Below are 13,197 nucleotides of genomic sequence, written 5' to 3'. Positions count from 1 at the left end.
CATCCTCACCCTTTCTCTCTTAGTTGAATAAAATCTGTTTATTTACGACGGATTCTACTGTTTTCAACAACTTATTATTAGACATAGTTGTACTCAGTAGAAGATGCTCCTTCGGTACGGAAATAACAGCGATCTTTCGGTCATTCTCTATCTCAGCACTTACAACAGGTAACCCTGTCTCCGTATCAAAGGTCATTAGCAAATCTGGAAATGTTCCTTTACGATTCCCATTTTCCTCTGCTGTCATATACTCATTCCAAAATGTGAGTTCTAAATCATCTACATAAAGCTTTCCAACATCAAATCCACCCTTTGTTTCAATGGAATAGCCATGTGTTTGACCTACCTTGATAACACGCCCTTGAAGCTTCGTAGCCACAGCTTCAATTTTGTTAAGGGGATCTTTTTCTTGAAGAAATACTTCTCCTAAGGCAATTGCTTGGCTAATGCCACCAACAGCTGCATTTTCTTTAATATATCCTGTTTGTACAGGGTTTCTTGCTACCCCTACCATTCCACCAGCTTCCACAGACATTTGACGTATTAGGTTGGAAGTATGTTGGATGGAACCTGTCACATACCCAGAAATTTCGTAAGTCCCTTTCCCTCCAGCAGCCGCTTGGTAAGAAATAAAGTTCTCTAATTCTGATAGATTCATAGACCCCATGGAGGCAGTCGGATGTGCTCTTCCATTACATGGAGCATCTATTACTGGAAGCCCTGTTAAAGCTGCTTGAATCCAACCATTAACAGTAGTTGCTGCCCCATTTTCATTCGTCATTAACGCTTTAATAGTACTATGAAAATTTTGCTGAAGTAAGTTTACTGTAGAATATAGTTGTTTCGCGCTTACGTATTGATTTTTAGCGGCTGGTGCCCCTACGAGGGACACGCATGTAACAAAGTCTTCATCCGCTAATTGGTCGACGGTAATCAGGTTCACTTCGCCTATTTCAAGGGCAAGCTTTCCCTTCTGTAAACCATCTTGAATCCATCCACCACCGCCGCCACCTAAAATAGCGCCTCCATATACTGCTTGTTCCATTAGCTCCACTGTCATTGTTGTTCCTGCCATTTATTGCACTCCTTTAATTGAACTAATTCGTATGTCAGTTATAGTAGCTATTATCGTGCTCTCCATAAGGAGTTAAAGAAGCTGAATAGTGCGTCCCCTGCAATGAAACCAGCTGCTGTTGTATACATCGTCGCTTCCGCTTGTGGTCCACGTACTTTAAGTATAATTAAGCGAATAGTAATACCAGCAATAACTGCCCAACCAGCTAATGGGAATGTAATTAATAAGCCTGTTGCAAACAAGATACCCATTTGTCGCTTCGGTCCACCAATTAGCTGTACTAGTGCACCAGGAATAGCCCAAAGAAGTAAATACATCCCCGTGCTTCCTGTGATACCACCCTCAATAGTTGCTGCATAAACATGGTTTACAGGTGGAACTAAATCTTGTGAGAAGAAAACATTATGGAAAAGAGCAACCATGACAATGGCCACACCGAAACCAATCATTGCTGATTTCAGCTGCATCTTTCGTCCATAAAGCTCCATTTGCATATTCTTCGTATTTCGAATAAGTGTACCGCTCTTAAAGTCATATCCTAAGTCTGCAAATGCTGGACCTGTTGCAGCCGTATAACCTACTAAGAAGGCTAATGCAATTGGAGGGAAGCCCATAAGCAAACCAATGATTAAAGAAATTAATGTAACTGCAAACGCCGGGAACCAACCAGAGTGCATCGCTGCAACACCAACGATAATTTGAGTAACAAGTGCTGCGAATGCTGCAAAAACTAAGAATAAGACTAATTGTCCTAGGGATAATTCTGTGATAAGTCCACCAATTAGAGCAACGATCAACGCACCACCAATGAAGGCCACATATCCAAATCCAAACGCCTTCGTTACATCTTTTTCTGTTCGAGTATTTACCCATTCATCTTCTGTTGTTGCTGCTGCTTCTGAATTAACTCTAGCTTTACGGTCTTTAGTAATAGTTATGATAAATTGGACAAGTGCTACTATACCAGCACCAATCATCATCCCATGAGGAATGTAGTACTGATCCAAGTTAATGTTAAAAACAGGAACAGAGTATCCTTTAATTAATAATCCAATACCAAACATAGATAATGCCCAAATGTTACCGATAAAAGCTACACCAAAGGCTGACATAGGAATCCCTGCCCAGGCACCTGCAATACCTCCAGCAATACCGAGCCCAAGATATTTCGCTTTTTTACCACCTTGATCCCCTGCTTTTAATGCTTCTGCTGTTGCCACACCAGGAGGCCACGTCTCATTTGCTCCAAATAGCTTAGAATCAAAAACTTTATAAAGAATAAGTGCATCAATAATTAATGCTATACCTGCACCAATTAACATTGGAATAATAAGATCGGGTCTTCCTAATACAAACGGTAAACCAATAGGAATAAGTAAACTGTTGGCTGCACCAAAGGTTGCAGAAGAGATGGTTGTCTGTATGAGATTTTGATTCTCTAAAGCCCTGTAACGATAGAAGATTTGCATAGGTATGCGAGCAATAAGCATGGCAACTAATGCACCAATAATGGATGTATTAGGGGTAATCCCTAACGTTGTGATAATCTGCATTCCAATAATAGCACCGACGATGGCAATTAAAATGGAAAATATCACAAAAGAAAAGTCAAACTTTTGTTGGTTCAAGGTAATTCCTCCTTTTTATTTTCGAGTTAATGAATAGGCTATCCCTTGCGCTTCGACTAGGTCGATGATTGGAACATGAATATGTTTCGCAAGCTCCATTTTCAATCCAATCGTTGAAAAACCAGTACATGCAAATAAAATACTTGTTGCACCTTTGTTGACAAGGTTTTGGCAGGCATCAATAGCTCTTTTCTTTGCATCCTCTTCTAATAAATCTACCGTTGTGGAAACTCCCTCTGGCCAAGTGTAATCTAAAAGATGATCACCAAGTATTTTTGCAATGTTAGGAGGTACATCCGGTGTAATTCCAAGAACACCAACTTTCCTACTAATCATAAGGGCTGCATGTGCACCAACCTCTCCTGCACCATATACAGGTACATTTACAAGCTTTCTGCTAGATTCCACCGCAGGATCCGCTGCACAGCTAATAGTTACTGCTGTTACCCCATCGTTTTCTACCATACTTTTTACTAATGCTTCAATTTTAGGCTCGGCTAACCTCTGTGTTGCCTCACTGTGTATTCCATTCCATTGATCTGGAATACATCGTGATATGGACTCAATATTAAACTCCCGCTTCATGACTCGCGAATGTTCTTGAAGAATATTTTCGTCATCCGTCGTCAAAACACGAATAATACCTAACATATTGTCTTGTACCCCCTTCCTTTTGATTTATTATAAATTTTCAGAAAAAATATTGTAATGCCCATTTTGAACAATCATTTATCTAAATATTTGTTCAAATTGGACATTCTAAGAAAATTAGACAAGATATTATTAGAACAAAAAAAAGATATAACAAAAATAGCCGCTAATTGCGGCTATTTTCATGAATTTTTCTCATTTTTAATAATAAGAAAAGTAAGAAACGTGTTTCACTATCATCCAAATTTATATTTAGGGTCGATTCTATTTTTGTTAATCTATACTTTAAAGTACGTCGATGAATATATAACTTTTCTGAAGTCTTTGAATGATTACCATTTTCTTGTAAGAAAACCTCAAGTGTACGAATGAGCTCCCCATTCTCCTTATCGTCAAATTTTATAGTTTCCAGCATCGCCTCAATAAAGTGAAGTACATCCCTATCATTCTTTAGCTTTAATAGTATCTTATTAACACCCATACTTTCATAAACAATAATTTTATCGTTTAAGTTCATATCGTTTCTTGTTTGAATTGAGACCTTTACTTCATCCAACGCTTTATATAAATCATGGAAAGATTCATGGGCGAGACTCACACCACAATAAATGTTACTATTAAACTCTTTGTCAAATTGTTTAACAATGTGTTGGAGTTTTTCTATTAAAGCAGGACGACTTTGTTGATTCTTACATATATAAAGTCCACCAAAGAAATGTCCCTCGTTAAATAAATATGTGTTTGGAAGTGCCCGGTCTACTATTTCATATATCTTTTTAAAAAGGAAGTAATTAGTGACCAGATCCTTCTCTTGTATAGACAGTAGAGTCTCATTCATAAATGAAAAATCGAAAGCAAATAAACCATATAAATGATTTTCTTCTAGAGAGATATATTTTTTTATATAGGATGGACTAATTTGCTCCTTTTCTTCTAATAAATAATGAATAAATTTATTATCTTGAAGGTAACGTTTTTCTATTTCATACCTTTCTTTCAACAACAGTAATTTTGTTTGTTCTTTTATGCTTGCACTGCAATTTTGAAGTACATTTAATAAGGATTTTGATTTAATTAATAATACATGTAAGTAACCAACACATTCTCCTGATTCGTCAATGGGTATCACCAATCGATCCTCTTCAAAAACACAGTCTTCTGTATAATCAATCTGTGGGGAAGTAAGCTCTTCTGGTTTACTTAGGAAGGAGAAGATTCTACGCTTTTTATCCCTCTCTTTTTTGGCATATACTAATAACCGGTTATCACCTGATTCAAAATACACATTATCCCCAGTTATAGACGACAGTTCTATTACAAAATCCTGTAGACTCTTAACCTCTGTATTAATTAACTGGTTCATTAGCTGCAGTTGTTCTTGTCTATATGCTTTCTTTTCTTCATAGATTTTCTCAAATAGAGCAGTCAATACATTAACAAAGGAAACTTCAACAGGTATCGAAATAATTGGCATATTATGTTTATTTGCTAAATCATACATTTCCTTTGGGAGGTCATTAACATATCTCCCTAATTTTATGATAAGGGCTGCACCGTTAACATTAATCAAGGTTTTAAACATTTCTATTTGTGACTGGGGGGAATCTTTTATAGAGTAAAAGGTGGAAATAATTACGATTCCTTCCGTTAACCACCCACTTATATCGGGAACCTCCATGACCTCAGCTGCTTTAATTTCACGATTTATACCATTAACCCCAGCTAAAACAGTGGCCTTTTGTAAATCTCCTAATTTCAATGCAGCTGATACATTCATGTTAATCCCCCTAACAAATTTTTAAATTGTTTTTAATATTCAATATTCTATTATAACCCTATCATAAATTCAACTTTGCTATGAAGAATACGGACACGAATTTAACCATAAAAAAACGAATTTTTCAGAAAAATTGTTGTATTCAATAAAATGCTGTGATAGTATATCTTTTATATTTACTTTAAAGGGGCAAAGCGTTAAAAGACTTATCTTTTCAGAAATTTATTGAAGATTTTTCTTCTTTTTTTTCTAACACTTACCTAACTAACATTCGTTAGGTAAGAAAGGAGGGGTTAGATGTCAACAAAGGAAAAAATTATGGAAGCAGCGACGAAGTTATTTGCTGAAAAAGGATATTTAGGGATGACAATGAAGGAAATTGCCAATGAAGTTGGGATTAAGCCTCCTTCCGTTTATGCTTTTTTTGATGGGAAGGAAGATATATTTTTGGCTATTTACCGAGAAGCGCTCGATGGTCATTTATCGACGGTGGAGTCACAGTTCAAAAGTAAGCCTTCTGCCAAAAGTCAGCTCTACTCTATTTTAAAATCAGCAGTTGATTTTCAATTTCAAGAGGAACTAAAGACGAAAATACTAATACGCCTTATGGCATTTCCACCAGACTTTCTTAAGGAGGATATTGCAGAGCGATTTAGTTTCCTGGAGCAAAATGAGTATGAAATTATTTACGCCATTTTTGATCACGGGATAGAAAATGACGAAATTAAGGAAGCCGATTCTCATGTTTTAGCCCTCTCCTTCCAATGTTTAATGGACGGGTTATTTTGGCAAATGCAGCGTCACACCGAGGAAGAAGTTTATAAACGGTTAGATATGATGTTTCATCAATTTTGGAATGGTATTTCGAAAGAAGTCTAGTTATTCTGACCGTTCAATATAAAAATATGAGTTTAAGGAGAGGAAATATAATGGCAAATGCATCAAGAGAAAACTTAGTAAAAGATTATGAACGGGAACCAGTACCCCAAGAGAAGAGAAAAGGTTGGTTAAGGTTATCCATTGTATGGATGGGGGGAATTGTTGCTCTCTCTGCCATTATCTTAGGAGGAACATTGGCAGGTGGCTTGACGATGCCTCAAGCAATTGTAGCAACGTTTATTGGAACCTTCCTACTGGCATGTTTAAGCGCACTTTGCAGCTTAGTAGGTGCTAAGACAAATTTGTCAACGGCTTTAGTCTCTACTTTTGCCTTAGGAAGATATGGTTCCTATGCAGTATCCACCGTTATAGCTATAGCCTTATTTGGATGGTTTGGAGTCCAACTAGACTTGTTTGGAGCAAGTTTGGCTCAAGTCATTTATAACTCATTTGGTATGGAATTAAATACAAGATTACTCATCGTCATTGGTGGAATTTTGATGACGGCAACAGCAGTAATTGGTTTTAAAGCAATTGAAAAACTAAGCTTGCTGGCCGTTCCATTGTTAGGGATTTTAATTATCGCCTCACTAGTAAGAGTTGTTTCAGGTTCAGGTGAAAGTCAAGTAGCAGACAATATGTTTGGAGAACCATTAACAATAGGTGTTTCTATTTCCCTTATCATCGGCTCACTTGCAGTTGGTGCCATTATTGGTCCAGATATTTCCCGTTACGCCAAAACACCTAAAGATGCTGTCATTTCTTCTTTTGTTGGTTTCTTTGCTGGGTTTAGCTTAGTACTTATTGCTGCGGCAGTAATTGCAAAGGCTACCTCTCAGGTAGACATCGTTGCTATCATGTTAGGTCTTGGATGGGGATCTGGTGCCTTATTGGTACTCATTTTGGCTCAATGGACGACAAATGACAATAACTTGTATTCTTCCGCTTTAGGATTCTCGGTTATTTTTAAAAAGATACCAAAGTATGTTTTGACCATTATTGCTGGAACTATCGGAACGGCTTTAGCTGTTGGCGGTATATATGATAACTTCATTCCATTTCTGATCTTCTTAAGCGCACTTATTCCGCCAATTGGAGGAATTTATGTGGCAGATTATCTAGTAAATAAAACAAAATATACTTTTGAAAACTTAAATAATATGTCTGCCGTTAATATACCCGCTATTAGTGTCTGGGTTGCAGCATCACTCGTAGCATTTATGACAACACCTGCACCTAACGGCTTTGGATTATTTTCTTTAACAGGTGCCTCTGGATTTGATGCCTTTTTGATTGCACTCGTTTTGCAGGCTGTTGTTTCTAAAGTGACTCAGAAAAACGCAGCGAATACAAAATCTCTAGCTGCGTAATAAAATTGGAGGGACATTCATGAGATTACTAGGAAAGCAAGAAATAGAAGACATCGCTGTAGGGGCAGCTTTATTAGGAACAGGTGGAGGAGGCGACCCTTATATTGGAAAACTAATGGCGCTCCAAGCAATTGAAGAGCATGGTCCCATCAAATTAATTGATCCAGAAGAAGTACCTGACGAAGCAGTTATTGTTCCTTCAGCAATGATGGGAGCTCCGACAGTCATGGTCGAAAAAATTCCAAGTGGTGAAGAGGCTATTACAGCTTTTCATTCGTTACAGGAGTATTTAGGGGAAGAAATTTATGCAACCATGCCAATAGAGGCTGGAGGAGTTAATTCCTTGCTCCCATTCGCTTTAGCGGCTCGACAAGGTCTGCCAGTTATTGACGCTGACGGTATGGGGCGTGCTTTTCCAGAGTTGCAAATGGTTACTTTTTACTTAGACGGCTTAGAAGCAACGCCAATGGTGTTATCCGATGAAAAAGGAAACAGCATGGTATTGAATACAATCAACAGCGTTTGGGCGGAACGGTTAGCACGGGGGGCAACGATCGAGATGGGTGGATCTGTCATGTTGGCCATTTACCCTATGAAAGGGAAAGATGTGAAACGTTCGGCTATTCAAAAAACGTTAAGCCTTGAAGAAGAAATTGGACGTAGTATTCGTGAAGCAAAAGAAAAAAATTATGATCCAATTGATGCGGTTCTAAAGATCACAAATGGTTATCGTCTCTTTGAAGGAAAGGTAAAAGATATTAATCGTAAAACAGAGACTGGCTTTGCAAGAGGAACAGCTACCATTGAAGGAATAAATGATAATAAAAATGAAGAATTGGAATTAAACTTCCAGAATGAGCATTTAATTGCAAAAACAAAGGATAAATTACTATGTGTCACTCCTGACTTAATCGCAGTCCTAGATGCTGAGACAGGGATGCCAATTACAACAGAAGGGTTAAGATACGGCGCACGTTGTATAGTAATTGGGATGCCATGTGATCCAAAGTGGCGAACAGAAAAAGGAATAGCAACTGCTGGCCCTGGTTACTTTGGATACGATGTGGATTTCACACCTGTCGAAGAGCTTGTGGGAAAGGGGGAGAAATAATTGGGTAACTATAGAATTGGAATAGATGTTGGTGGAACACATACAGATGCAGTAATTTTAGATGACCAATATAACGTTATTTCAGAGACGAAAGAGCCAACAACAGAAGATGTAAGTACTGGTATTTATAAGGCAGTAAAGAAAATTATTGATGCTGCCAATGTTCCAAAAGAAGAAATTAAGTATGCCATGTTAGGAACGACTCATTGTACGAATGCGATTGTAGAACGTAAAAGATTAAATAAAGTTGCCGTTATCCGGATTGGTGCCCCTGCGACGTTAGGGATTAAGCCACTTGTTGGTGTTCCTAATGATTTAAGAGAAATACTTGGCAAATACGTTTATATCGTCCGTGGTGGTAATGAGTTTGACGGAAGGGAAATTGCTGAACTAGATAAAAAGCGTTTATCTGAAATTGCGAACGAATTAAAAGGAAAAGTGGACTCCATCGCTATTACTTCTGTTTTTTCACCTGTATCAACAGATCATGAGCATGAAGCACAAAAGATTTTTCAAGAAGTATTAGGCGATGAAGTAGCCATCTCCCTCTCAAGTGAAATTGGAAGTGTTGGCCTTCTTGAACGGGAAAATGCGACGATTCTAAATGCTGCCGTTGTCAATGTTGCCCGCAGTACAGCAAACGGTTTTGTGAATGCATTGAAAGAAGAAGGTGTGAATGCAAAAGTCTTCTTTGGACAAAACGACGGAACGCTTATGTCTGTTGAGTACACGGTTAAGTATCCGATCCTCACCATTGCATGTGGTCCGACAAATAGTATTCGCGGTGCTTCATATTTAACCAATCAATCCAATGCTCTTGTGGTAGATGTTGGTGGAACAACGACAGATATCGGTGTGCTTGTGAACTCGTTCCCACGTCAATCTTCCCTTGCTGTAGAAATTGGCGGAGTTCGCACAAATTTTAGAATGCCAGATATCACTTCCGTTGGTATTGGCGGTGGAACGATTGTACGAGTGAAAGAGGACGGTACAGTAACGCTCGGTCCTGACAGTGTTGGCTACCGACTTCAACAAGAAGCATATGTTTTCGGCGGCAACACTTTAACAACAACGGATATAATCGTAGCTAAAGGTATGGCGGAAATCGGTGATGTTACTAAAGTTGTAGAATTAGACAAGGATTTAGTAGAGAAGGCTTATCATATATTAGTAGAAAAAGTAGAAGAAGCGATTGATCGAATGAAAACAAGCGCTGAACCTATTCCGGTAATTCTAGTAGGTGGAGGAAGTGTACTACTACCCGAAAAACTAAAGGGCGCTTCTATCGTTCACCGTCCAGACCACTTTGGCGTTGCTAATGCAATCGGATCAGCAATTTCCCAAGTAAGTGGACAAGTTGAACGGGTATTCGCATTAGATGAATTAGGAAGAACAGAAACGTTAGAATTAGCAAAGCAAATGGCAAAAGAAGAAGCTGTTGTTGCAGGAGCAGATGCGAACAAAGTAGAAATCGTAGATTTCGAAGATGTACCACTAGCTTACCTCCCTGGAAATGCAACCAGAATTCGGGCAAAAGCCGCTGGACCATTGGCGGAATAAAACGGGACAAAGGGACAGGTATGATGTGATGTGCACCTGTCCCTATACATTGTCTCCCTAAACCACCTTTAATCACTTCTGTAATGCTCTCTAATGCCGCTTCTTCATCAGAACTTTCCGCTTGAATCGTTATCTCTGCTCCTTGACCGACTCCTAAAGACATGGCACCCATAATCGATTTTAGATTTACAGACTTTTCTTTGTAGACTAGTATAATTTCGGAACTGAATTGACTTGCTGTATTAACGAGCTGAGTTGCTGGTTTGCATAAATTCCTGCAGCGTCTGTGATCTTGAATTTCTTTTCGAACATGTCTAATCCTCCAGATTTTTATCATTTAGTTTCTAAACTCCTTAACTATAATTGTCCTAGTGTAAACAGGATACTTGCTTGTTTTAACCAAAAGAAAAAGGAAGCTACTATTCTGTAAGCTCCCAGTCCCGTTAATTAATTTTCAGCAAATTTTATTTATTCCGCATTTAATGATAGTAAAGGAATACGCTGATGATACTTTTGAATCAATGCTTCATTGTGACTGTCAGACCCTTCAATATTTCCACTTAAAAATACCGGTGGCTCAAATTCATTATCAGCCATCAACTTAATCGACTCCGCTAAGATACTATTGAGAATTGTCGCACCAACTACGGTGGAGGTAGGCGCAAATGGCTCTTTTACTTTTTCGTAGGAAAGGACAGCATCTCCTTTCACAGAGAAGTTGTTGATTACTACGTCTACAGAGTTATATAAGTGTTTTCCACTTTTATGTCTTGAAGGCTGACTTTGTGAATACTCAAGAGAGGTAATTCCAACGACAAAAGCACCTTTTTCTTTTGCGTAAAGAGCCACATCAACTGGAACAGGATTTCTGCCAGAAGTTGATAAAACAAAGACGACATCATTTGATTGAATATCCTGTTCTTCCATAAAAGATTTTGCATAATCATTCTTTCTTTCTAATTGGGAGGAGCGGAGTGCACCTTCATGGAGCATTAAGGGTTCAATTAGAATTGGCTTTATTGGTACTAATCCTCCTGCCCGGTAAAAAACTTCTTCTGTTAAAATATGTGAATGGCCACAACCAAATAATTGCACGATTCCACCATTCTGAATGCTTTCTGCCACTTTTTCGGCAGCTAATTGTAAATTAGCTTCTTCTTCACTTAATACTTCCTTTAACTTTTCTTCTATCTTTTCAAAATACGTTGTCAACATATGTTACCCTCCGTGGAAAAATAGTTCCTGTACTGCATCATCATGGTGTTGGATCAGTTCAGATTTAGAAAGAGGCAATTACTTTATTGTCCCTTTTACTTCTTCAATCAATTTCACGATATTATCAAGGGATGTTTCAATTATTTTTTCCCCTTTTTCTTTTGTTGCCAGAGTTGCATCCCCTAAAACAGCTGACTGCGTAAACTCCTCCCATGGGGTTGGAGTAACATCCGCGCTAAGGGGAATAACTGGGATATCACAGATGGCTTTGCCCATTTCCACGTATTCTAGAGCAAGATACAGCATAAATGATGTTTCTATTTCACACGCATGGAAATAAGTTCCGTGACTCGAAGGGGTTTCCCTTACTTCGTTCACCACTTTATTTATCCCTGGATAAAACAAGTACATGACTTTTAACTTTGGACACGTCTCGTAAAGCTTTCTTGCTGCTTCTTTCAGGGCAACAGCATTTCCAAGATGTCCATTTACTAAGGCAAAAATTTGGAACCCTTGTCTAAAAAGACTTTCCCCAATATCGACGAGAATATTTGTTAAAGATTCGTTGGAAACATTAATACTCCCCGGAAAATTCTTCAAGCTCCAAACTTGTCCATACGGTAAAGTTGGTAAAACAAAGGCATCAACACGTTCTGCAACCTTTTCACTTAGACGCTCTGCCAAGAAGTTATCGGTCCCTAACGGTAGATGGGGACCATGAGCTTCTACAGCACCGACTGGCAATATGGCAACTTTTTTCTCTTTAATTTTCTCAGCTACTTCATATGAATTTTCATGTTGGAATTTCAACTAAAGTCCTCCAAAAAACTACTTTTTAAACGTGAAGCATCGTGCAGGATTTTCAACAAAGAATTTTTGTATGAGTTTTTCCCCGTCAAATCCATTTTGATTTGCTTCATCGATAAATCTAGGTACCCATTTAGCAATGATGTATTCAAAGCCTAGCCCATGATCATAATGCTTTAAATATGTTTTGCGAGCAGTGTCACCAGAAACTAATATTTGATCTTCGTAACCCTTTCTCACTAGATCTAATATACAGTGAATTCTCGTTGATTCAGGGGCATACTTAATTTTTGCAATACCGTCAAAACTTAAATACGCTCCTGTTTTCGCAATTTGCTCATGATAATATGGGTCTGGATTACGGTCCATATGACCGATACTTAAACATTCTAAGTTCACATTTTCAGATTTCAATAGTTCAATTTGTTCTAAAGCCATGGTTCCCACTTCCGTATGGGAATGAACGGGAGCTTTGGTTTCGTGATGGGCACGTGCTACAGCACGTAACGTCTTTTCTTCCAATGGAGAAATCCGATTATATCCAGTTCCAAACTTCACTTGGCCTGCTCTAAACGGTGTTCCTTCTAAACCTTCCTCCACCTCACGAATAACAAATTCTGTTATCCCGTTAATAGACGCTTGCTCAATCCAGTTTTCATACGTGTCATAGTTTCCAATAATCGGTTTTAACTCCTCTTTTATTTTCGCATCCCATAGAAAACTTTTGTTAAAACCAGCTGTTCCAATAATATGAATATCTAGTTCATCTGAGATCTCTTTTACGGCTGGTACATCACGACCATAATCCACTGCTGTCGCATCAACGATGGATCTCCCACCATGAGATTTAAAGTCTTGGACGTCTAACTTTGACTTATCTTTATCATCGAGAAGTAAGTCATCCTCCCCCCGTTGCACCCAATAATCTGGTCGACAAACAATATGTTCATGGGAATAGGTGAAACCTAATTCACTTGGGGATATGTCCCCTCTTAATGTACGGATAAAACTCATGAGAAACCTCCTTAAAAATAGATACAACAGATATTTTTATTGTGCATAAATAATTTAAATGAAACCAACATGATATTTTCACCATGTTGGTTTCATCGTATTTACTAATG

At 38.3% G+C, this 13,197-nt stretch carries 11 protein-coding genes and 1 pseudogene; 4 read left to right on the top strand and 8 right to left on the bottom strand.

What is annotated here, in order from left to right; genetic code table 11:
- Nucleotides 1-19: 19 nt before the first annotated feature.
- The 4 genes from J2S74_RS00830 to J2S74_RS00815 form a co-directional block, all read right to left on the bottom strand.
- Nucleotides 20-1,075 (bottom strand): S-methyl thiohydantoin desulfurase family protein, encoded by a 1,056-nt coding sequence (locus tag J2S74_RS00830; protein ID WP_307320635.1) that lies wholly within the window; start codon nucleotides 1,073-1,075, stop codon nucleotides 20-22.
- A 50-nt stretch (nucleotides 1,076-1,125) separates the two neighbouring features.
- Entirely contained in the window at nucleotides 1,126-2,703 is a 1,578-nt protein-coding gene (locus J2S74_RS00825; protein WP_307320633.1) for an OPT/YSL family transporter, read from the bottom strand.
- A gap of 15 nt (nucleotides 2,704-2,718) precedes the next feature.
- Nucleotides 2,719-3,354, bottom strand: a complete 636-nt coding sequence (locus J2S74_RS00820; protein ID WP_307320630.1) for an aspartate/glutamate racemase family protein — start codon at nucleotides 3,352-3,354, stop codon at nucleotides 2,719-2,721.
- Nucleotides 3,355-3,520: 166 nt separating this feature from the next.
- Nucleotides 3,521-5,131, bottom strand: coding sequence for a PucR family transcriptional regulator (locus J2S74_RS00815; protein ID WP_307320629.1), 1,611 nt, complete (start codon nucleotides 5,129-5,131; stop codon nucleotides 3,521-3,523).
- Between the two features lie 297 nt (nucleotides 5,132-5,428).
- Here J2S74_RS00815 and J2S74_RS00810 point away from each other — a divergent pair, with 297 nt between their 5' ends.
- From J2S74_RS00810 to J2S74_RS00795, 4 genes are read left to right on the top strand one after another with little or no spacing between them, the layout of a single operon-like run.
- On the top strand, nucleotides 5,429-6,010 hold the full coding sequence (locus J2S74_RS00810; protein ID WP_307320626.1) for a TetR/AcrR family transcriptional regulator: 582 nt from the start codon (nucleotides 5,429-5,431) through the stop codon (nucleotides 6,008-6,010).
- A 50-nt stretch (nucleotides 6,011-6,060) separates the two neighbouring features.
- Entirely contained in the window at nucleotides 6,061-7,380 is a 1,320-nt protein-coding gene (locus tag J2S74_RS00805; RefSeq protein ID WP_307320624.1) for a cytosine permease, read from the top strand.
- A gap of 19 nt (nucleotides 7,381-7,399) precedes the next feature.
- Nucleotides 7,400-8,491 carry an S-methyl thiohydantoin desulfurase family protein gene (locus J2S74_RS00800; RefSeq protein ID WP_307320621.1) on the top strand — a complete coding sequence of 364 codons (1,092 nt, stop codon included), beginning with the start codon at nucleotides 7,400-7,402 and terminating at the stop codon, nucleotides 8,489-8,491.
- Complete coding sequence (locus tag J2S74_RS00795; RefSeq protein ID WP_307320618.1) at nucleotides 8,492-10,051, top strand: hydantoinase/oxoprolinase N-terminal domain-containing protein; 1,560 nt, start codon at nucleotides 8,492-8,494, stop codon at nucleotides 10,049-10,051. It abuts the gene before it with no gap.
- Between the two features lie 58 nt (nucleotides 10,052-10,109).
- Here J2S74_RS00795 and J2S74_RS00790 read toward each other — a convergent pair.
- The 4 genes and pseudogenes from J2S74_RS00790 to J2S74_RS00775 form a co-directional block, all read right to left on the bottom strand.
- Nucleotides 10,110-10,363 (bottom strand): annotated as a pseudogene (locus J2S74_RS00790) (phosphocarrier protein HPr); the annotation flags it as partial.
- A 156-nt stretch (nucleotides 10,364-10,519) separates the two neighbouring features.
- A complete protein-coding gene (locus J2S74_RS00785) occupies nucleotides 10,520-11,266 on the bottom strand; it encodes an SIS domain-containing protein (RefSeq protein ID WP_307320615.1) in 747 nt (248 codons plus the stop codon).
- A 78-nt stretch (nucleotides 11,267-11,344) separates the two neighbouring features.
- Nucleotides 11,345-12,076: a creatininase family protein gene (locus tag J2S74_RS00780; RefSeq protein WP_307320612.1), complete on the bottom strand. Its 732-nt coding sequence runs from the start codon at nucleotides 12,074-12,076 to the stop codon at nucleotides 11,345-11,347.
- Between the two features lie 18 nt (nucleotides 12,077-12,094).
- The gene (locus J2S74_RS00775; protein WP_307320609.1) at nucleotides 12,095-13,087 is read right to left on the bottom strand and encodes a phosphotriesterase family protein; all 993 of its coding nucleotides are present in this window, start codon (nucleotides 13,085-13,087) and stop codon (nucleotides 12,095-12,097) included.
- Between the last annotated feature and the right edge of the window lie 110 nt (nucleotides 13,088-13,197).

It is taken from the genome of Evansella vedderi, from assembly GCF_030813435.1.
GTDB lineage: Bacteria > Bacillota > Bacilli > Bacillales > Salisediminibacteriaceae > Evansella > Evansella vedderi.
This window is presented reverse-complemented; position numbering and strand designations above follow the sequence as displayed.